Source organism: Bradyrhizobium sp. YR681 (assembly GCF_000282615.1).
Lineage (GTDB): Bacteria > Pseudomonadota > Alphaproteobacteria > Rhizobiales > Xanthobacteraceae > Bradyrhizobium.
Genome location: NZ_AKIY01000050.1, coordinates 1 through 19,014, shown reverse-complemented (window position 1 = coordinate 19,014; position 19,014 = coordinate 1). Strand labels below are relative to the sequence as shown.

General features: G+C 64.8%; 23 protein-coding genes and 1 pseudogene. 12 read left to right on the top strand and 12 right to left on the bottom strand.

What is annotated here, in order from left to right; genetic code table 11:
- The 7 genes and pseudogenes from PMI42_RS07055 to PMI42_RS40625 form a co-directional block, all read left to right on the top strand.
- Nucleotides 1-256 (top strand): annotated as a pseudogene (locus PMI42_RS07055) (hypothetical protein); the annotation flags it as partial.
- Nucleotides 257-295: 39 nt separating this feature from the next.
- On the top strand, nucleotides 296-556 hold the full coding sequence (locus PMI42_RS07050) for a hypothetical protein (RefSeq protein ID WP_035964758.1): 261 nt from the start codon (nucleotides 296-298) through the stop codon (nucleotides 554-556).
- A gap of 132 nt (nucleotides 557-688) precedes the next feature.
- Nucleotides 689-943: a hypothetical protein gene (locus PMI42_RS07045; RefSeq protein ID WP_008132000.1), complete on the top strand. Its 255-nt coding sequence runs from the start codon at nucleotides 689-691 to the stop codon at nucleotides 941-943.
- A gap of 25 nt (nucleotides 944-968) precedes the next feature.
- Entirely contained in the window at nucleotides 969-1,886 is a 918-nt protein-coding gene (gene dapA, locus PMI42_RS07040) for a 4-hydroxy-tetrahydrodipicolinate synthase (protein WP_008131998.1), read from the top strand.
- Between the two features lie 169 nt (nucleotides 1,887-2,055).
- Nucleotides 2,056-2,247 carry a hypothetical protein gene (locus PMI42_RS07035; RefSeq protein WP_008131996.1) on the top strand — a complete coding sequence of 64 codons (192 nt, stop codon included), beginning with the start codon at nucleotides 2,056-2,058 and terminating at the stop codon, nucleotides 2,245-2,247.
- Between the two features lie 17 nt (nucleotides 2,248-2,264).
- Nucleotides 2,265-2,651: a hypothetical protein gene (locus PMI42_RS07030; RefSeq protein WP_008131994.1), complete on the top strand. Its 387-nt coding sequence runs from the start codon at nucleotides 2,265-2,267 to the stop codon at nucleotides 2,649-2,651.
- A gap of 90 nt (nucleotides 2,652-2,741) precedes the next feature.
- Nucleotides 2,742-2,870: a hypothetical protein gene (locus PMI42_RS40625; RefSeq protein ID WP_008131990.1), complete on the top strand. Its 129-nt coding sequence runs from the start codon at nucleotides 2,742-2,744 to the stop codon at nucleotides 2,868-2,870.
- A gap of 3 nt (nucleotides 2,871-2,873) precedes the next feature.
- Here PMI42_RS40625 and PMI42_RS07025 read toward each other — a convergent pair whose 3' ends face one another.
- On the bottom strand, nucleotides 2,874-3,455 hold the full coding sequence (locus PMI42_RS07025; RefSeq protein ID WP_008131988.1) for a TetR/AcrR family transcriptional regulator: 582 nt from the start codon (nucleotides 3,453-3,455) through the stop codon (nucleotides 2,874-2,876).
- 86 nt (nucleotides 3,456-3,541) lie between these two features.
- On the opposite strand from PMI42_RS07025, the gene PMI42_RS07020 reads away from it, so the two are divergent.
- The 3 genes from PMI42_RS07020 to PMI42_RS07010 all read left to right on the top strand — a co-directional run bounded on the left by PMI42_RS07020 (nucleotide 3,542) and on the right by PMI42_RS07010 (nucleotide 6,595).
- Nucleotides 3,542-4,282 carry a crotonase/enoyl-CoA hydratase family protein gene (locus tag PMI42_RS07020; protein WP_008131986.1) on the top strand — a complete coding sequence of 247 codons (741 nt, stop codon included), beginning with the start codon at nucleotides 3,542-3,544 and terminating at the stop codon, nucleotides 4,280-4,282.
- Between the two features lie 69 nt (nucleotides 4,283-4,351).
- Nucleotides 4,352-4,987, top strand: a complete 636-nt coding sequence (gene upp / locus PMI42_RS07015) for a uracil phosphoribosyltransferase (protein WP_008131985.1) — start codon at nucleotides 4,352-4,354, stop codon at nucleotides 4,985-4,987.
- 33 nt (nucleotides 4,988-5,020) lie between these two features.
- Nucleotides 5,021-6,595, top strand: a complete 1,575-nt coding sequence (locus tag PMI42_RS07010; RefSeq protein ID WP_008131983.1) for an AMP-binding protein — start codon at nucleotides 5,021-5,023, stop codon at nucleotides 6,593-6,595.
- A gap of 6 nt (nucleotides 6,596-6,601) precedes the next feature.
- Here PMI42_RS07010 and PMI42_RS07005 read toward each other — a convergent pair whose 3' ends face one another.
- Genes PMI42_RS07005 through PMI42_RS06980 form a run of 6 tightly spaced genes read right to left on the bottom strand, consistent with a single transcriptional unit; the run spans nucleotide 6,602 to nucleotide 12,027 of the window.
- Nucleotides 6,602-7,513, bottom strand: a complete 912-nt coding sequence (locus PMI42_RS07005; protein ID WP_008131981.1) for a flagellin — start codon at nucleotides 7,511-7,513, stop codon at nucleotides 6,602-6,604.
- 12 nt (nucleotides 7,514-7,525) lie between these two features.
- Nucleotides 7,526-9,301, bottom strand: a complete 1,776-nt coding sequence (gene flgK / locus PMI42_RS07000) for a flagellar hook-associated protein FlgK (protein WP_008131979.1) — start codon at nucleotides 9,299-9,301, stop codon at nucleotides 7,526-7,528.
- Nucleotides 9,302-9,314: 13 nt separating this feature from the next.
- Complete coding sequence (locus PMI42_RS06995) at nucleotides 9,315-9,791, bottom strand: hypothetical protein (protein ID WP_035964755.1); 477 nt, start codon at nucleotides 9,789-9,791, stop codon at nucleotides 9,315-9,317.
- Between the two features lie 9 nt (nucleotides 9,792-9,800).
- Complete coding sequence (locus PMI42_RS06990) at nucleotides 9,801-10,061, bottom strand: hypothetical protein (protein WP_008131974.1); 261 nt, start codon at nucleotides 10,059-10,061, stop codon at nucleotides 9,801-9,803.
- A 3-nt stretch (nucleotides 10,062-10,064) separates the two neighbouring features.
- Complete coding sequence (flgE, locus tag PMI42_RS06985; RefSeq protein ID WP_008131972.1) at nucleotides 10,065-11,330, bottom strand: flagellar hook protein FlgE; 1,266 nt, start codon at nucleotides 11,328-11,330, stop codon at nucleotides 10,065-10,067.
- 31 nt (nucleotides 11,331-11,361) lie between these two features.
- Entirely contained in the window at nucleotides 11,362-12,027 is a 666-nt protein-coding gene (locus tag PMI42_RS06980) for a flagellar hook assembly protein FlgD (protein WP_008131969.1), read from the bottom strand.
- On the opposite strand from PMI42_RS06980, the gene PMI42_RS39635 reads away from it, so the two are divergent.
- Nucleotides 11,966-12,208: a hypothetical protein gene (locus PMI42_RS39635; RefSeq protein ID WP_162137402.1), complete on the top strand. Its 243-nt coding sequence runs from the start codon at nucleotides 11,966-11,968 to the stop codon at nucleotides 12,206-12,208. The two genes, PMI42_RS06980 and PMI42_RS39635, sit on opposite strands and share 62 nt — an antisense overlap.
- Nucleotides 12,209-12,301: 93 nt before the next feature.
- On the opposite strand, the gene PMI42_RS06975 is transcribed toward PMI42_RS39635, so the two are convergent.
- From PMI42_RS06975 to PMI42_RS06955, 5 genes are all read right to left on the bottom strand, one after another.
- Entirely contained in the window at nucleotides 12,302-12,574 is a 273-nt protein-coding gene (locus tag PMI42_RS06975) for a hypothetical protein (RefSeq protein ID WP_008131968.1), read from the bottom strand.
- Between the two features lie 165 nt (nucleotides 12,575-12,739).
- On the bottom strand, nucleotides 12,740-13,165 hold the full coding sequence (locus tag PMI42_RS06970; protein WP_008131966.1) for a flagellar export chaperone FliS: 426 nt from the start codon (nucleotides 13,163-13,165) through the stop codon (nucleotides 12,740-12,742).
- 2 nt (nucleotides 13,166-13,167) lie between these two features.
- On the bottom strand, nucleotides 13,168-14,850 hold the full coding sequence (gene fliD / locus PMI42_RS06965; RefSeq protein WP_008131964.1) for a flagellar filament capping protein FliD: 1,683 nt from the start codon (nucleotides 14,848-14,850) through the stop codon (nucleotides 13,168-13,170).
- Nucleotides 14,851-14,911: 61 nt separating this feature from the next.
- Nucleotides 14,912-15,736, bottom strand: coding sequence for a flagellin (locus PMI42_RS06960; RefSeq protein WP_008131962.1), 825 nt, complete (start codon nucleotides 15,734-15,736; stop codon nucleotides 14,912-14,914).
- 143 nt (nucleotides 15,737-15,879) lie between these two features.
- Nucleotides 15,880-16,578, bottom strand: coding sequence for an RNA polymerase sigma factor (locus PMI42_RS06955; protein WP_008131961.1), 699 nt, complete (start codon nucleotides 16,576-16,578; stop codon nucleotides 15,880-15,882).
- Between the two features lie 513 nt (nucleotides 16,579-17,091).
- Between PMI42_RS06955 and PMI42_RS06950 the strand changes: the two genes are divergently transcribed.
- On the top strand, nucleotides 17,092-19,014 hold a 1,923-nt coding region (locus PMI42_RS06950), incomplete at its 3' end, for a hypothetical protein (RefSeq protein WP_008131960.1).

Here is a 19,014-nt window from a genome sequence, read left to right as displayed (position 1 = left end):
CCTGCCGATGTGGCGGGTCCGCCGCATCGCCTATGACGAGGGCGAATGGCACTGCGCGCTCTCGCGTGAACGCGAATTGCCGGATTGGCTCGACGCCGCAGTCGAAGGATGCCATGGCGACCTGGCGGTCGCCCTGCTGTCGGCCTTCGTCGAGGTCCAGGCCCTCGCCGCCGAAGCGTCGCGGCCGAGCGTTCCGTCCGTTCGTCCTGTGCTGGATCCGCTTTGCGAGCCGCTCGCCTGCGACAATTTCGGCTAGGCAGCCTGACGGATTGACGCCGTGCCGCAAGCTCCCGACATGTCGCACACGCTGAGCCCGGCGCGCGTGATCGCACGCTTCGCCGTTCGCGTCATGCTGCTCGTTGTCTTTGCCGCATTCGGCAGCGTCGGTTTTGGCCGAAGCCTCGCCGTGCTGCTCTGGATGTCGATCATCCTGTGCGCGCTCGCCGGCCTCGTCAGGCGCGAACCGCTGTTCGGCCCTGCCCTCAATCATTGGGACGAAACTGTCGCCTTCGGCGCACTGTTCGCGCTGGTTCACATTGCCAATGCTGCGGCCTGAGCGGCCGGCTTTATGACCTTCCTATGAGATCGCCGCGCAGGCGCCCTCGAAATCATATTCGCCAGACCGGATATTGAGCGCGCCGGCAGGACAATATCTCCCGTGCCGGCGTCGTTCAGAAGGAAGACATCCGTGAAACTCGTCGAACCTCCCTCGTCCAGCTCCCCCTCGACCATCGTCTTCATCGGTCGCAACCACAGGGGACAATGGGTCGCGCAGCAGCAGAACGGCCTCTATGGCGGCCTGTTCGTCAGCCGCGCGCAGGCCGTCAAATATGCGCTGTTCGAGAACGGGCAGCATCCGGAGACCATCGTCGAGCTGCCGCGCGAGATCGAGCTCGACATGGGCAAGAGCCCCGACACCATCGTTTCACAGCGCGCCGCCTGAGCCGGCGCCTTTCCGCGGGCAAGCCATGTTCATCCCTCCCTCTGCCTGGTTCACCGGCTTCATTCCGGACCTGCCGACGCCGTTCGATGCGGCTGACGCGATCGATCTCAAGGCGTTCGCCGCGCTCTGCGAGCGCCAGGTCGCGGCCGGTGTCCCCGCCATCGTGGTCTGCGAGACGGCCGGCGAGGCACCGACGCTCTCGCCGGCCGAGCAGGAACTGATCGTTCGCACCGCGGTCGATGTCGCCCGCGGCCGCGTGCGGATCATCTCGGGCGCGATCTCGAACTCGACGAGCCACGTCATCGAGCTCGCGCGGCGTGCCGAGGCCGCCGGCGCCGATGCCATCATGGCGGTGGTCCCCGCCTACAACAAGCCGATGCAAGAGGGCATGCTCGCGCACTTCCGCGCCGTTGCCGGCGGGACCGGCCTGCCCGTGATCCTGCACGACGTTCCCTCCCGCACGCTGCGGCCGCTCGCCGACGAGACGCTGCTGCGCCTCGTCGAATCCCGCCAGTTCGTGGGCCTGCGCGACGCGAGCGCCGACATCATCCGCCCGATGCGCCTAGCCCGGCACCTTCCGGCCGGCTTTCGCCTGCTCTCCGGCGACGACGTCACTGCCTTCGGCTATATCGCGAGCGGCGGCGACGGCGCGATCTCGGAAATTTCAAACATCGCTCCCGATCTCTGCCGCATGATCTTTTCGCAGGTCAGGCAGGGACGGCTGCAATCCGCCCGCTACCTGCACAGGCGCCTGATCCCGCTCATTGCCTGCCTCTCCAAGGACAGCCCCGCGGCGCTCAAGACCGCCTTGAGCGTGCTGGGTCTGATGTCGCCGGCCACGAGGCTCCCGATCATGCCGCTGGACGCGGCCGCTCAGAGGGAGGTGGTTCGCGCCTTCGCCGCGATCGCCGACGAGGAGCTGATCGACAGCGTCGGAGCCTGACCGGGCGTCGTCGCGATGCCGCATGCAGCCACGGCTCGCGTGCCGGCGTCTTTATGACATTCCTATGCGGCAGCTGCGGCGGCCACCTCGCAATCATACGCGGTGGTGGCCATCATACGAGGCATGATTGGAGCGGCGCCTCGCTGCTCCACAGACAAGGACTTCCAGGATGTCGATGTTGACACATGGCCTTGACCGCCCCTTCGCAGGAGCCGACCGCTCGCTGCGGGTTTCGACGGTGCGCAAGGCCCAGCTCAAGCGCCTCGCCCTCGGCGCGATCGCCCTGCTCTCGATGGGCAGCATGCTCACGGCGCTGATCGCGCTGAGGACCGCAATCTATGTCTGGCATATGCACGGCTGACCGGCTGGGAGGCCCCCATGACCTTGCAGATGTGTGAAGAGGCGGCAATGGCCGCAATCGCTCTTCAGGCCTCGCGTCGCCAACCCGACACCGAGCAGGCGGCGACGCTCAGGCCGCTCGATCCGGATGTCCTCAGTGCCGCTATCCCTACCTTCTTCATTGGACGCAACAGCGCCGGCCTCTGGGTCGCGCGCGAGGCCAATGAACGTGTCGGCGGTCTGTTTCTGTTCAAGAGCTCGGCAGCGGATTTTGCCAACCGTCAAAGTGCACCGGAGCACTGCGCGCTGGTGTTCCCGACCGAGACCTTCGAACTCGACGTCGAGAATCGCGGCAATGTCCTGATCGTGCTGGCGGGAGCAGCGATGCGGCTTCTCGGGCGCCTGGCGGCAAGGCTGCGGCCATGATCGAGCTGAAGATCGCCATCATGGTCGCTCTGCTGGGTGCCTTGCTGCTCTGCATGCGCCTCGGCGCTGCGCCTGCCGCGGACAAGTAGCATGCAGCTCCTCAAGGGACATCTCGAGCACGCCGTCACCACGACGATCCTGACCATGACGCTGAGTCTGGTGTGGGGCGCGATCCTGACGATCGTGATCACGCTCGTTGCGCGCGGGCTCGGGGCCTAGCGCTCACCGCTCCGCTTCGACCTCGATCAGGCGCGCCAATTCTGCCGCCGTGATCTCGATCGGCCGGCCGCTGCGTTCGACGCGGGCCTGGATCAGTGCCCCCTGGAGTGCCGACGTGCAGAGCACGGCAAGCGTCTCCGCCCGCGGCCTTGCAAACCCATCCGCCATCAGCCTGTCGCGAAGCAGCGCGATCCGTGCCGCGTAGGCCTTGCGGCCGGCATCAGTGACTGCACGCTCGCGCGGTGCCAGCTCGAGCAGCACGGTCGTGATCGGACAGCCGTTGCGAAAGCCGGAGCCCCGCATCCAGCCCGCCAGCAATCTTGCATGCGCCCGCAACAGCTCGCCGGTCGAGCCGCACTCCTCCGCAAGCTTCGCGACCGTCGCCGTCACGCGGCGGCCGGCCTCCTCGACCGCGGCCACCGCGATCGAGGATTTGCCCTCGGGAAAGTAATGGTAGAGCGAGCCCTTCGGCGCGCCGCTGACATCGACGATGTCGTTGAGGCCGGTGCGGGCAAATCCCTGGCGGCGGAACAGCGTCACCGCGGCATTGATGATGGGCTGGCGGTGTTTTGGCACGGCCGGCATGGCTCTCTCCTTTCCGACAGAAACTATATTGATTGGTCTACATCAGCCTCCGACAGTCAAGTCGTGACAACGACAGGGAGAGGCAGATGCCAAAGGGAGTGACTTACGAGCTGACCGACGGCGTGGCACGGATCGGGCTCGACGACGGCAAGGTCAATGTGATGTCCACAGCGATGCTGGGCGAGATCGGAGCCGCCTTCGACCGCGCCGAGAAGGAGGCCGAAATCGCCGTGCTGCGCTCGGCGCGGCCTGGCATTTTTTCCGCCGGTTTCGATCTGAAGGTGTTTGCGTCGGGCGATGCCGCCAGGAGCCTCGAGATGGTCCGGGCCGGCGCCGAACTGGCGCTGCGGCTGATGTCGTTTCCGCATCCGACCATCGGCGTCATGGAGGGCCACGCCTATCCGATGGGGACGTTCCTGCTGCTCGCGTGCGAGGTCAGGCTCGGCGCGCGGGGGCCGCACCGCATGGGGCTGAACGAGGTCGCGATCGGCATCGCACCGCCGAGCTTCGCGATCGAGCTGGCGCGCAGCCGCCTGCATCCGGCCTGGCTCAGCCGCACCGCGACATTGGGAGAGATGTACGAGCCCGAGGACGCATTGACGGCAGGCTTCCTCGACCGTGTGGTTGCGCCTGACGCCATCGACAGCACCCTCGAGGAAATCATCGCGGCCTTGCGCGCGATCCACAAGCCGTCGCATGCGACCGCAAAGACGCGCCTGCGCCAGCCGGCCGTGGAGGCCATGCGTGCGGCGATCGACCGGGAATTGACCATGGCTGCCTACGAGGCAAGCAGCCGCGCCCGCAAGGAGGTCGCGATGCCAGCTTGAGGCGCCCTATCCCGCGGAAAAAAACCGGCCGATCTGGCGCAATTTCGCGGAACCGTGTAGATCGGTTTCATGAGCAGCAGCAACGTCCACGTCGTCGCCCATCCCCTGGTCCAGCACAAGCTCTCCCTGATGCGGGAGAAGGATCGTTCGACCAAGAGCTTTCGCGAGATCCTGAACGAGATCGGGATGCTGCTCGGCTACGAGGTGACGCGCGACCTGCCGCTGGAGCTGGTCGAGATCGAGACGCCGATCGCATCGATGCAGGCGCCGAAGATCGCCGGCAAGAAGCTCACGCTGGCGCCGATCCTGCGCGCCGGCGTCGGCTTCCTCGACGGCATGCTGGCGCTGATGCCTTCGGCGCGCATCGCCCATATCGGGCTCTACCGCGACCCCGAAACATTGCAGGCCGTGGAATATTACTTCAAGGCGCCGCAGGACCTGTCCGACCGCACCGTGATCCTGATGGACCCGATGCTGGCGACCGGCAACTCCGCCTGCGCCGGCGCGTCCCTGCTCAAGGCGCGCGGCGCCCGCGACATCCGCTTCGTCTGCCTGCTGGCCGCACCAGAAGGCATCGCGCAGTTCCAGAGCGAGCATCCCGACGTGCCGGTCTGGACCGCCGCGATCGACGAACGGCTCAACGACCACGGCTACATCGTGCCGGGCCTCGGCGATGCCGGCGACCGGATGTTCGGCACCAAGTAGACAGGTTTGCGCGATCGGGTTACTCCGGTTGGCATGAGCGCCAACGAATTTTCGCTGCAATCGCTGATCCATACCGAAGTCGCCGTCGATCCCGCCTTCGTATTCGACGGCACGCCGGTTTCGCGCGCCGAATTCGCGGAAAAGATCGAGCGGACTGCCGCCTGGCTTGCCGCGCAAGGTATCGGCAAGGGCGACGTGGTCGCGGTCTGGTTGGTCAACCGGCTCGAATGGGTCGCGCTGCTGTTCGCCGCCGCCCGCTGTGGCGCGATCGTCGCCGCAGTCAATACCCGCTACCGCAGCGCCGAGGTCGCGCACCTGCTCAAGCTGTCCGGCGCCAGGCTGCTGGTGGTCGAGGCGGCGTTTCGCGCGATCGACTTTGCCGCCATCCTCGCCGACGTCGCCAGGGACGACGTGCCCGCGCTGCGAACGCTCGCGGTGGTCGGTGCGGACGCGATCCCAGCCCAATGGCCATGCGTGCGCTTCGATGCTTTCGACAAGACCCATCCACCGGCGCCGCCAGCGCATGAGGATATCGACCTGCCGGTGTTGCTCTACACGACCTCGGGCACGACCAAGGGGCCCAAACTCGTCGCGCATTCGCAGCGGACATTGGCGAGCCACGCCGTCTCCGTCGCCAAAGCGCTAAAACTCTCGGCGCGACGTCACTCGCTGCTGGCCATGCTTCCGTTCTGCGGCACCTTCGGCATGACCAGCCTGCTCGGCTTCATCGCAGCCGGTGCGACCATCCATGCGCTCGACGCGTTCGAGGCGGCACCGGCCCTGAAGATTCTCGGCGCGCGGAAGATCACGCATTCCTTCGGCTCCGACGAGATGTTCCGACGCATTCTCGCCCTCAGCGATGCACCGCGGCCATTCCCGCATCTCGAAGTCTGCGGCTTCGCCGCGTTCCAGCCTGGCTGGCGCGAGCTTGCCGCGGAGGCCGAGGCGCGCGGCCTGCCGCTGTACGGCCTCTACGGTTCGAGCGAGGTGCAGGCCCTGTTTTCGATCGCCCGCCTCAGCGACGCCTTTACAGATCGCATCGAGGGCGGCGGCTGGCCCATGTCGCCCGAGGCAAAGGTGCGCGTGCGCGACACCGAGAGCGGCAAGCTTGCGGCGCACGGTGTCTCCGGCGAGCTCGAGATCAGCGCGCCGTCGCGCTTCCTCGGCTACTTCAACAATCCGGATGCGACGCGCGATGCGATCACCCCCGACGGTTTCTTCCGCACCGGCGATATCGGCCGGCTGCGCGGCGACGACGCCTTTGTCTACGAGACCCGCGCCGGCGACGCCATGCGGCTCGGCGGCTTCCTGGTGGCCCCCGGCGAGATCGAGGACGAACTCAAATCCTGCACCGGCGTCGCCGATGCCCAGGTCGTCGCGGTCGATCTGAAGGGCCAGGCGCGCTGCGTCGCCTTCGTGATCCCTGCGAGCGAGCCGCCGCAGCAGCAGGCGCTGACCGCGCGCCTGCGCGAACGGCTCGCCGGCTACAAAGTCCCGGCGCGGATCTACGTCGTGGACGCCTTTCCGGTCACCGACAGCGCCAACGGCGTGAAGATCCAGCGCGCCCGGCTTCGCGCCATGGCCATGGAGCGGATCGCCGCCGAATAGGCCGCCTTATTTCAGGTAGCTCGCCAGATTGATGCTCAGGATCTTGCCGAGCGCCGAATAGGATGCGGTGAGCTGCGCCTGGTAGGTCGAGAGCTGTGCCGTGATGGCGGCGACGTCGACGCCCGTAAGGTCGTTGGACAGCGTCTCGGCATAGCTCTTGTAGTCGGTCTGTCGCGAGCTCGCCGTCTCGATCGCAGACGCATCGTTCGACAGCTTGGCCTGCACCGCGGCGGTATCGTCGAGCGCCGTACCGGCGAGATCGAGCGCGCTGGAAATGTCCGAGGACGACAGCGACGTGCTGTTGGCCACGAACTTCAGGACGCGCATGACCTCCTCGAACGCGGAATTGTCGGCATTGACGCCATACGACACCGTCTGGTCGGAGGCGACCCGCACGGAGGCGATCTCGTCGTCGCCATTGTAGTAACTGGTGTCGGCCGTGGTCAGGGAACCGCTGCCGGACGAGAAGCTCGTGAGGTCGACCGGCGCCGCGTCGGTCTTGCCGCCGGCGAACACATACTGGCCGTCATATTGCGTGTTCATCAGCGAGCCCATCTGCTCCAGCATCTGCTGGGCGGTGGTAATCACCGAATTCGACTCGGTCGAGCTGCCGGTCGAGGCGGCGCTGAGCTGGGAGCGCAGCTGCGTGAGGATATCGGTCACCGATCCGATGGCCGAATACATCACCTGCACCTTGCTGTCGGCGAGTGTCGCCGCGTCGACATAGGATTGCGCGCGCGTCACCGAGACCTGGAGGTTGACGACATGCTGCGCGTCCGAGCCATAGCCGCCGAAATCAGTCGAGAGGACGCCCGAGGATTCCTGGATCTGCTTGTTGGCCATGACCGATTCCAGGCGCATCGCGTCGGAAATCATCCTGTTCGACTGGGCGAACGTGGCAACGCGCATTGCGACCATGGGCTCGCCCTCTTACGTCGACTGCACGGCGGTGAGCAGCGCCGAGTACATGGAGTTGATGGCCTGGATCAGGGCCGATGCCGCCGAGTATTTGTTCTGGAGCGTGCTCAGATTGGCGGACTCTTCGTCGAGGTTGACGCCGGACTGCGAGGCCAGCGAGTTCGCATAGGTCGATTGCGCCGTCTCCTTGGCGGTGTAATTGGTGGACGCCTGCGAGGCCTTGCTCGAGACATCGGCCACGATCGTCGAGGCGTAGTCGGCCAGCGACCCGGTCGAGGCGGCAAGTCCGCCGGTTGACGCGAACGACCGCGACTGCGTCAACGCATCGTAGAAGGCGTTGATCACGGTCGCCGAGCCCGATGACAACACTGTGCTGCCGACCGTCAGGCTCGACGACGAATCCAGCGTCGCAAGCTGCAGCTCGTTGGTCCCGGACAGGATCTTGCTGTTGACCGCAATGTCCGAGGCGCTCGTTCCCGTCACCAGATCGTTGAGACCGAAATACTCGGAAAATCCCTCGCTGGAGCTTCCCACCGAGCTCGTCATCTCGTTGATGGCGACGCCGTTTCCGGTACCTGTTGCCGTGACCGAAAGGTGGCCGTCCGCATCGACCGAGGCCGACAATCCGGAGATGCCGTTGATGGCGGTGACGAGATCGCCGACCGTGGAGTAGGACGACAGATCGAGATCGCTGTACGAGACCAGGCTGCCGCTCTGGTCGGTGACGGCAAGACGCACCGTCCCGGTGGCGGACAGCGCCGAGCTGCTGGTGACGGCGGTCGTTCCGGTCAGGCTCGTCGGCGCCGGCACGGAAGACGCGCCGTTGGAGACGCTGTTCACCGTGGAGGCGAGCTGCTGTGCGAGCTGATCGAGCTGGGACTGGGCGCCCGGCAGCGTGTCGTCGCGGAGCGTGATGAGCGATCCGATGCTTCCACCCGCAATCTGCGAGGTGATATCGACCCCGTTCACCGTGATCGCACTGAAGCCGCTCGACGACGAGCCGGCGTTATAGGTTGTCGATGCCGTGACGTTGGATGCAGCGGTATAGCTGATCGTGTGCGCGGACGAATCGACCAGCGCCTGTCCGGATGTCGTATAGATCTGGAGATCGCCGCTCGACGACGTGAAATAGCTGACGTTCATCTTGGAGGCGAGATCCTGGAGCGCGGTGTTGCGCTGGTCTTCCAGATCCGCGGTCGACTGGCCGGTCGCCGCCAATTGCTTGATCTGGTCGTTCAGATCCGCAATCTGCTCCAGGTCGGTGTTGACGTCGTCGATCGAGGACGCGATGTCCTGGTCGGCATCCGACCGGAGCTTCTGAATTCCGCTCGATGTTTCCCGCAGCTGGCTTGCGACGTCGTCGAGCGCGCTGACGACGTTGGATTGCAGCGAGGCGCTGCTCGGCGTGCTGGCCAGCGACGACAGCGCCGATTCCAGCGACGCAATGCTGTTGGCGAGCGAGGTCCCGGACGACGAATCGTCGCTGCTGCTGATCGAGCCGTAGAGCTTCTGAAGCGACGTCAGATAGCTGTTGGTGGTGTCGGCCGCACCGAGATCGGAATCCGCGCTGACCAGCGACTTCAGCAGCAGCTTGTCGACCGTCGAGGTGATGCCGGTCACCGTGACGCCTGTGCCGACGCCGTTGGTGACGCTGCTCGACTGGGTCGCGGACTTCTTGGTATAGCCCGTGGTGTCGGCGTTCGAGATGTTCGACGACGTCACGCTGATCTGCACGGACGTCGCCGACAGCCCGCTGAAAGCGATCGATCGTGCAATATCGAGCGACACGAGCGGCTCCTCGTCAGGCGCTGCGGCTGGTGCCGCTGGAGACGGCTCGGGCGGCGGCGACGCGACCGGACGCGCCGTAAGGCGACACCGCCGCGATCTGCTCGCGGATCGCCTGCATGACGGCCTCGATCCGGCGGTTGCTGGCCTCGATCGCGGCGCGCAGGCGCACCAGGTTCTCGTCCATCGCCGCACGCAGCTTCAGGATCCGCTCCATCAGTTGCTCCCGCAGCACCCGGTCGCGTACGGTCAGGCTGGTGGTGCCCGCCGCGCATTCGGCAACGGTCCGCTCGAAGATCTCCGCCAGGCGGTTCTTTTCGTCGACTTGCTTCAGGCGCGAGGCCGGCAGGCCCTTGGCCAGCTCGACATTTTCCTCGGCGACCAGCGCGGTCAGCGTATCAATCAGCGTGATCAGCGACTTGATCCTGATATCGCCGTTCGCGGCGCTGGTCCCGGCAACTTGGCTTTTGGCTTGAGCTATCGTCATGGTCATCGCCTTCTTCTAGTTATTCCGTTTGCCGCGGCCGGTCTGCGAACTGCGCAGATAGGCGCCGATCGCGGTCGCCCTGACCGTTGCCTGTCGCATCTCGCCCTCGATCTCCGCGCATTCCCGCAGGAGGCCGCGGCGGGTCGTCTCGACGTCGTCGAGCAGCGCGAGCAATTGCCTGCGGTCGCTGCCCTCTGCGGTCGCAGCCCGTGCCACCAGCCGCTTGAGCCGGCGCAGCAGCACCTCTCCGGCAGCGCCTGCCTTTTCACCGCCCATCGCTCACCTCATCGCCGAGATCAGGGTGTCGTACATCTTGTTGACGGTGGAGATGACCTGGGACGCGGCCGAATAGGCCTGCTGCGCCGAGATCATGCTCGAGAACTGGCTGGAGGTGTCGGTGGTCGAGGATTCCAGCTCGCTGCCGTAGATCGTGCCCGCGCCGTTCTCGCCGGAGCCCTGCAAGGAGGCGTTGCCCGACGTCACGGTCGCCGAATAGAGGCCGTTGCTGGACGCGGAGAGCCCGTTGGGATCGGCGAAAGTCGCCACCGCGATCTTGTAGATCGCGATGGTCTCGCCGTTGGAATAAGTCGCGTCGACGACACCGTCCTTGCCGATCGAGACGCTGGACAGCTTGCCGTAGGACAGACCATCGGAATCGATGCTGGTGACGTTGACATCGGGCGTCGTCTCGCCGGAGGCATATTGCGTCAGGCCGTCGGTGCCGCCGACCGTGCCGAGGTCCATGGTGATGGTGCTGTCGGCCGCGCCATCGGTCCAGCCCGTGATCGAGACGGTTGCCGGGTCGGGGCTCGTGCTCGCCAGCGAGCCATCGCTGTTGAATGTGATGTCGATGGTGCCGGAGGCCGTGCCCGTCGCGGTCGTGGTGTCCGACGACGAGGTTGGATTGGCGAAACTCGCGCTCCAGGTGTTGGTACCCGTCTTGCTCCAGGTGATCTGCATCGTATTCGCCGCACCGAGCGAATCGTAGACGGTCATCGAGCTGGTATAGGTGTCGCCGGTCGCCGCATCCGACGGCAAATTGGCCGCGATCGTGGTCTTGGTCGTGGCGCTGCCACTGGTCGAGGCGATTTGGGTGTTGATGGCCTCCAGATTGCTGGCGGACTCGCTGCCGACGACATTGCCGTCCGCATCGGTACGCCAGCCCTCGAGGTAGCTGCCGTTGTTCTCGAGGTAGCCGGCATTGTTGATCGTGAAAGCGCCGTTGCGGCTATAGGACGTGATGCCGCCGGACGCGGCGCTCGTCACCACGAAGAAGCCGGACCCCTGGATGGCGACGTCGGTGGCGTTCGAGGTCGCAGCGAGCAGGCCCTGCTGGGTGATGTTGGAGCGGCCCGAGACGGTGACACCGCCCGACGCGTAGGAGGTGGTGTTGCTCGACGCAGTCACCAGCGCGTCGAACATCCCCGACGTCGTCTTGTAGCCGGTCGTATCGGAGTTGGCGATGTTGTCGCTGATCATCGACAGGGATTGGCTCTGGGCGCTGAGGGCCGAGATCGCCGAGGACAATGCACCGGTGAGACTCATGATGAAACTCCGAGGAAATCAGGCGTTGAAATCAGGACGTGACGCCGAGGATGTTGGCGGCGCTGACGGAGACGCCGTTCACCGTGAGCGATGGCGTGGAGGTCGAGGTGTCGATGCCGGTCACCGTGCCGGTGACGGTCGTGTAATTGAGGACCGAGTTGCCGGCGGTATCAGTCGCGGTCACCGAGATGGTGTACTTGCCGCCGTCGGTGAGCTGGTTTCCGCTCGAGTCCTTGCCGTCCCAGGTGAAGCTGTTGGAGCCGGAATTGCCGGTGCCCGTGCCGGTGTAGACAACGTTGCCGGAGGAATCCGAGATGCTGATCGACACGTTCGAGGCGGACGAGGACAGCGAGTAGCCGAAGGTCGCCGAGCCGTTGCTCAAGGTCGACGTGTCGGTCTTCGCCTCGACGGTGTGGCCGATATAGTTCACCGAGTTCAGCGTCACGAGGCTCGAGAACGAACCCGCGAGTGAAGTGAGACTGGAGTTGATCGACTGCTGGGAGGTGAAATTGGCGTAGGAGGTGAGCTGATTGACGAGGTCGGTGGTTGAAGTCGCATTCAGCGGATCCTGGTTCTGAAGCTCGCTGACGAGCAGGTTCAGGAAGTCGCTGGACGTCATTGTCGACGAGGACGACGTGCTCGACGACGACGTCGTCGTTGTCGCGGTCGTCGCTGAACTCGTGGCGGAAACGGTCATCAGAAACTCCGGCTTTCCTGCGTCGGCGGCGACGAGATGTCGGTCGGCGGCGCTTGAAATCTGTGTGCTGATGAAACGCGTGGGCGCGCGGATTCAGGCGAGGATTCGCGCGCGTGAAAACGGCTTTCGACACGGCAAAATCTGCCGTGTGCGCACGAGTGGTGCGATGGTCTCGCGTTGATCTGCTGCGGTGACCGAGCCCAGCTCCGAGACGTCGTGGAGCTTCAATGCCCCAAGTGCGATCGAAGCATGCGAGGGTCGAAAAGGAAGCCCTTCAGCTTTCCGCCGTTTCGCCTTCGGTGCGAGGCTCGGCGGGGTCGCCCTTCATTTTCGCGGCGGCTGCAACGATGCGGTCGGCGAGCCCTTTGGGCGCGCGGATCGGTGGAGCTGCAAGCGCCTGGCGCAAGGCGCGCGCCTCTTCGAGCAGGGCCTGCGCGGCAGATGAGCGCGCCATCAGCTCTTCAGCGGGCAAACGTCGATCGTCGGGCCAGAGCGAGAGATCCTCGCCCAGCCGGTCGATCAGTTCCTCAAACTCGGTGACGTCCATCGCCCGCCGGTCCCGCCTCGGTCAGGCCGTCATAAAGCATTGCGGGCGGGGCGGAAACCGGATTTCAGCGGTTTCGGGCGCCAAAAATGCCCGCAGCATTACGGAAGATGGTCAAAACAACCGCCCCCAAACACCCCTCCCCGCATCGCGGAGGAACAGGCGACGTCAACCCGTGCGGGCCGAATCGGCCGACCCGGCCTTGCTGCTCCGCAACGTGGCATCGACGGACTCCCAGGCCTCCCGCAACTCGGTCAGCCCGGCGATGATGCGCCGATAGCTTTCACGGGCGTGTGGCCGGCCGTAAGCCTTGTGGCTCGCCAGGATCAAGGTGTTGTAGGTCTGGAACAGCCGCTCGGCCACCGCGCCGCCCCTGGCAAAATCGAGATTGTGGCTGAGCCCGCGCAGGATCGCGGTCGCCCTCACCAGATAATCATGCCCCTCCTCGAAACGGCGCGCCTCCTGCGCGGCGAGCGACTTCTGGAGGAAGGTGATCGTGCCGCCAAGCAGCATCGAGACCGCCTTGAGCGGTGGCACAGTCGTCGCCGTTCCCCGATAAGCCTGGTTGGCCATGTACGCCATCGGATTATGCATGATCAATCACTCGAGCTGGAATTGAGCAGGGCCTTGAGATAATCGAGCGTGCTGTTGGCACTCTCGATCGCGGCCTGGTACTTCGCGTATTGCGTCTGAAGCTGCGACTGCAACGTCGACGCCGCGCTGTTGATGTCGTCGACCTTCTGCTGGAGATCGTCGTCGCGCGTCGTCAGATTGGTGATCAGCGTCTGCAGCGGCCCGGTCGACGACGAATAGTTCTTCGCGATCTGATAGACCTGCGTCGCGAGGCCCGAGGTCGACGTCACCGTGATCGACTGCGAAGTCGAGCCGCTATAGGTGAAGGCCATGCCGGCATAGATCGAGCCGGCGGCGCCGATGATCGTGGTGCCGCTGACCGTGAACAGCGAGGAGTCGCCGCCGACCGACGCCGAGCTGAGGTTGCCGTCGGAATCGACCGCCACGTCCAGGGTGAAGGATTGCGGCGACGTCCCGGTGTTGACCACGCTGAGCTGGCTCGACGATGTCGTGGTCTGCGCCGACAACAGCGTGGTCACGCCGCTCAGATTGGTGCTCAGGATGTCCGACAGCGTGCTGGTGTCGAGCTCGAGCTCGTTGTTCTCGTTGAACGACAGGCCGAGATCGGCCATGGTCATGCCGCCCACGGTGCTGTTCAGGGCATTCTGAAGCGCATCCATGATGTTGCGCATGGTTCCGTCGCCGAACAGCACGGCGCTCGAATCCGCCGTGCCGTCGGTCGCGGTCGCCTGCTGGGCGACGACCTCGTCGCGAAAGGCGTTGTAGTTCGTGACGAACGTCTCCACCGCCGATTCGATCTGGCTGGTGTCGGCCTCGATACTGATGTTCAGCGACGTTCCGTCCGGCGTCGCCTGGAGCAGGCTGAAGGTGACCCCGCTGAGAACGTCGGTGATGTCGTTGGTGTCGCGGGTCAGCGCGATGCCGTCGAGGGTGAATTCGGCGGACTGCGCCTCCTGGATCACGTCGGTGAACGCTCCCGAGCTGTCGGTCACCCCGAGCTTGTTGAGGATGTCATCACCGGAGGTGCTGGAATAGGTGATGTCGGCAGCGTCTTCCGTGCCGGTCAGCACCATCTGGAACGAGCCGCTGGAGACCTGCACGATCGAGGCCTGGACGTTGGTGGTCGAGGTCTGGGCATTGATGGTATCGACGACGTCCTGCAGCGACATCGTGCTCGTGATGGTGATATCGGAGGTGCTGCCGCCGTCCAGGCCAATGGAGAACGTGCCGGCATAGCCGAGTTCGTCGGTCTGGCTCGATTGCGAGGTCCCGACCACCTTCTGCGCGGTGGCGAGCTGACCGATCGTCAGCGTATGGTCGCCGACCGCGGCCCCGTTCTTGATCGTCATCGAGAGCGCCGAGGAGGCGCTCACATCGCCGGTGGAGCCGATACTCGCCGAGCGGGTGGCGAAGGCGCTGCTGGACAGCGAATTGACCACCGCGGTCGAAAGTGACGCCAGCCCCGAATACAGCGTCTTCAAATCGCTCTGGAGCGTCTGATAGGCCGAGATCTTGGCCTCGTTGTTCGTGATCGAAGTCGAGATCGTGTCCGCCTGGGCGGTCTTCGCGTCCACCGCGGCCTGGATCAGCGCCGACCAGTCGATACTGCTCGAATTGGTCGTCCCGCTCGTGGTGACGGAGACGCCCGAACTTGTGCTGCTGGTGCTCGAACTGACGGTTGTCACTTTGCCTGACTGTCCGTGGTAGGGAGCGGGCCGGCATCATGCCGGCCCGCTCGGATCATCATCAGCCCAGCAGCTTGAGCAGGTACTGCGGCATCTGGTTCGCCGCGGCCAGTGCCGAAACGGCGGCCTGGGTCTTCACTTCCGCGGAGGACAGCTTGGACTGCTCGGCCGCGATGTCGACGTCCTTGATCGCCGAATTCGCGGATTGCAGGTTCTGGGTCTGGGTCGAAATCGAGTCGGACGAGAAATTGAACCGCGATTCCTGCGCGCCGATGCTGGCGCGGGCGGCGGAGACGGTGTCGATCGCGCTGTCCAGCGCGGTCAGCGCCGAGGTCGCGTCCGACAGCGAGCTGACGTCGAGCGAGGACACGCCGAGCGAGGATGCCGTGAGGCTCGTGAGCGTGATCGTGATCGTGTCCGAACCCGAGGAGCCGACCAGCACGGAGACGCCCGACGAGAACACGCTCGAACCGTCCAGTAGGCTCTGGCTGGAATAGCGCGTGCCGGTCGCGATCGAATCGATTTCGCTCGTGAGCTGCGAGAATTCCGAGTTGATGTAGGCGCGGCTGGAGTCGGTGGTGGTACCCGAAGCGGACTCGGAGGCCAGCGACTTCATGCGCGCGAGAATGTCGGAGATGTTCGAGGCGCCGCCGTCGGCGGTCTGGAGAATGGCGTTGGCCTGCGAGGCGTTGGTCGCGGCCTGCTGCAACGTGGTGACGTCCGAGGAGATGCGGGTGGAGATCGCAAGACCGGCGGCATCGTCGGACGCCGAGGTGATGCGCGAGCCGCTCGACAGTTTCGAGAGCGAGCTGGTCTCCTGCGAGGAGTTGATGTTGAGGTAGCGAACCGCGGCGTTGGCGGCGGTGTTGGTATTGATTGCGGGCATTGGAGGCTCCTGTGCTGATGGGCAAGCGTGCCGCATCGTGAAGATCGACTTACGACGACGCGGACCGCAGCCCCGTCCGTTCGCTCAAACGGTGGAGCGCAAGCAGATCAGGCGCGAAAATTTTCGTGAGGCGATTTTTATGGTTAGCAATCGGTAAACGCGGTGCGGATGTCGCGTTCGTGCTTGCGCAGCAACTGGCGCAGCTGCTGGCGGCCGCGCTTGAGCAGCGACTCCACGGCTGCCACCGTGGTGTCCATCACCTGGGCGATCTCGCCGTTGCTCATGTTCTCATGGTACGAGAAGATCACCGCGATGCGCTGCTGCTCGGGCAGGCGCTGCATCGCGAGCTCCAGCATGTCGTTCAGCTCGTTGCGCTCGATGATCTCGACGGCGCCGGGCTGATCGTCGGCGACTTCCGGCACCGTCTCGACGTTCTCGTTGCGCGGCTTGCGGCGCAGGTCGATGCAGCGGTTGGAGATGACGCGGTAGAGCCAGGTCGAGAATTTGGCACGGCCGTGCTGCCAACGGCCGCGATGGCTCCAGATCTTGAGCATGGTGTCCTGCACCACGTCTTCGGCATCCGCCGCGTTGCCGACGATGCGCAGCGCGATCGCGTAGGCACGGTCGATGTGACGCTCCACCAGCGCGCGGAACGCAACTTCGTCATCGGCTGCGAGCCTGTCGAGCAGTTCGCTGTCCTCGTCGTAGACGACATCGCCGGTCACGGGCGTGCTGTCAGGCGCGAGCGGCACCGAAGGTGTCACCGGCACGATCGCATCGATCGGCATCGTCGTCGTGATCTCGGCCTCGGCGGGAGCCCAGACATCAGCAGCGTAACTCATCCCGCAACCTCCAACCCGCAATGCCGGCGGCGCACATGCCACACGGCTTCCAGGCGTTGAACGCGGGGCCAAAACAATCCAGGCGGAGAATTTTTGTTATTTTTCAAGATGTTAGCCGGTATCTTTTGCCGAGTATCGGGCAATAATTGCCGACTGCGCGACACCTTCGTGCATCTCATCTGCAATCATCGCATCGTCTCGCGCCATGGCGGATCATCCATCCTGAACAGATGTAATCGGGAGAAAACGCTGACATTACGCGGCACTAGGCGATCGAACGCGACGCGCGCGGAGCGCATCAGGAAGCGATTGTTTCCGAGTGTGAATGAACGCGAGACGATCTCTGCACTCGGCAATTTTTTCCGAATCACCTTTTTCGAACCTAGCGATTTTTTTGAATCTGTCAGTCGCGGCGAACGCGATTTTGAATCTCGCGTGAACTTTTTTCGCGTTTGTGGCGCCTGACTCCACACATCTGCGCGTTAATCGTCCTGGTGGACGGGGAATTGCAGCATGACGATCGCAACGGCCGGGCTCGAGTCCCGCGCGCAAATTGTTTCTGCCTGGTCGTTCGATGTTTTCGATACATTTCTGCTTCGCGCCTGCACGACGCCAGATGGCGTATTTGAAAGGACTTACGAGCTTTCCGGCATTTCACGATCTTGTCCGAATGTTTCTCAGAGTTACGTTCAGCATCGTATTCAGGCCGAAGCACGCGCGCGCAGGACTGCAAAGCACAAGCGCGGCACAAGCGAAGTTCGTATCGACGAGATCTATTCCTGTTTTCCTTTCAGGCTGTTCGGTCTCACGCGCAGCGATCTGAGCCTCCTGGTCGAATCAGAGTTTGCCGCGGAGCTCGAGCTGTGCCGCGCCAATCCGGACATGTTTCAGCAATATCTGGACATGAAGCGCGCCGGCCACCGCGTCGGATTCATCTCCGACACCTATTGGGATTCCGAACGGCTGGCGCGTCTGCTGCGGGCCTGCCGCCCCGGGCTGGCGTGGGACTTCCTCTACGCCTCCTGCGACCACGGCAGCAGCAAGAGCGAGGCGCTGTTCGCAACCTACCTGGCCAGTGAGGGCATCGACCCCGGCGCCTCCTTTCACGTCGGCGACAATGACAAGGCCGACATCAAGGGCGCGAAGCGCCACGGCATTCGCGCGCGCTACTATCCGCAGGCAACCGCCGGGCTCGCGTCGAAATTCCAGCGCGAAACCGCGTTGTTCGAGCTCCTATGCGCCGGCGCGCCGTCCCGGCTCGACCATGGCGCGCGCACCCTGCGACGCATGGTCGCCGCGCGCAGCGCCGAGAAGTCGCCGGCCTTCCATCTGGGTGTCACGGTGCTCGGCCCGGTGGTGACGGCGTTCGACGCCTTCGTCGCCAGGCGCTGTGAAGACGCTGCGGGGCCCGGCCGTCGGGTCGCACTGGGCTTTCTCGGTCGCGACGGATTTCTTGCGTACCGGATCTGGCAGGATCTGCACGGCATGTCGTCGGCCTATCTCGAGATCAACCGCCGCGTCAGCCTGATCGCGTCGGCCGATACCATGCAGCCGCTCGTCGATCTCCTCGGCAAGGTCTTCAAGATCGACGCTCCGACCTTCCGCGACATGCTGAAGATCATGCCGCCGAAGGTCGAGGCGTTCTTTGCCGGCTGTCCCGGCGGCATCGCCCATGGCAACGAGCTGGCCGAAGCGCTTCCCGGGCTGATGGATCCGGCTGAAATCGTCACGCTGGCCGCGGGCCTGCGCACCCGGTTGCTCACCTATCTCCGCCGCGTCATTCCCGGTTTCGACGATTGCACCGATCTCGTGCTCGCCGATCTCGGCTATTCCGGCAGCGTACAGAAGGCGCTGCGCCGCGTCTTCGACCTGGAAGGCATCAAGATCCGCCTCCACGGCGCCTACCTGATGTCGCTCGACGACGCCTTCGACGACATTGACGAAGACGACAGCGCGGCCGGGCTTGTCTCCGACCTGATGGTCACGCCCCACGTCAAGCGCATGCTGATCCGCAATGTCGCGGTGCTGGAGCAGGCCTGTTGTTCGGCCGACGGCTCTGTCCGGGACTATGACGGCGAGCAGGTGCTGCGCGAGATCAACCCGCGCCCGGCAAGCCAGATCGCGCTGGCTGCGGAGATCCAGGCCGGCGCGCTGGCCTTCGCGGAGAGCGCGGACGATGTCGCGCTCGACCATGGCCTGCGTCCCTATGCATCGCCCGACGTCGCCGCGCGTTGGTGCACGGCGACGCTGGCCCGCCTCCTCCTGCTGCCCGACGATGACGAACTCGCGCTACTCGGCGCGTTGAAGCACGACGTCAATCTCGGCACGCATGCGCTGGCGCCGATGCTCGACGAAAAATTCGTCCGCGACCAGATCACCGCGCGCGGCCTTTCCGCCGCCTGCGCGTCGGCGGCACCGCCGATGTGGCTCCCCCCC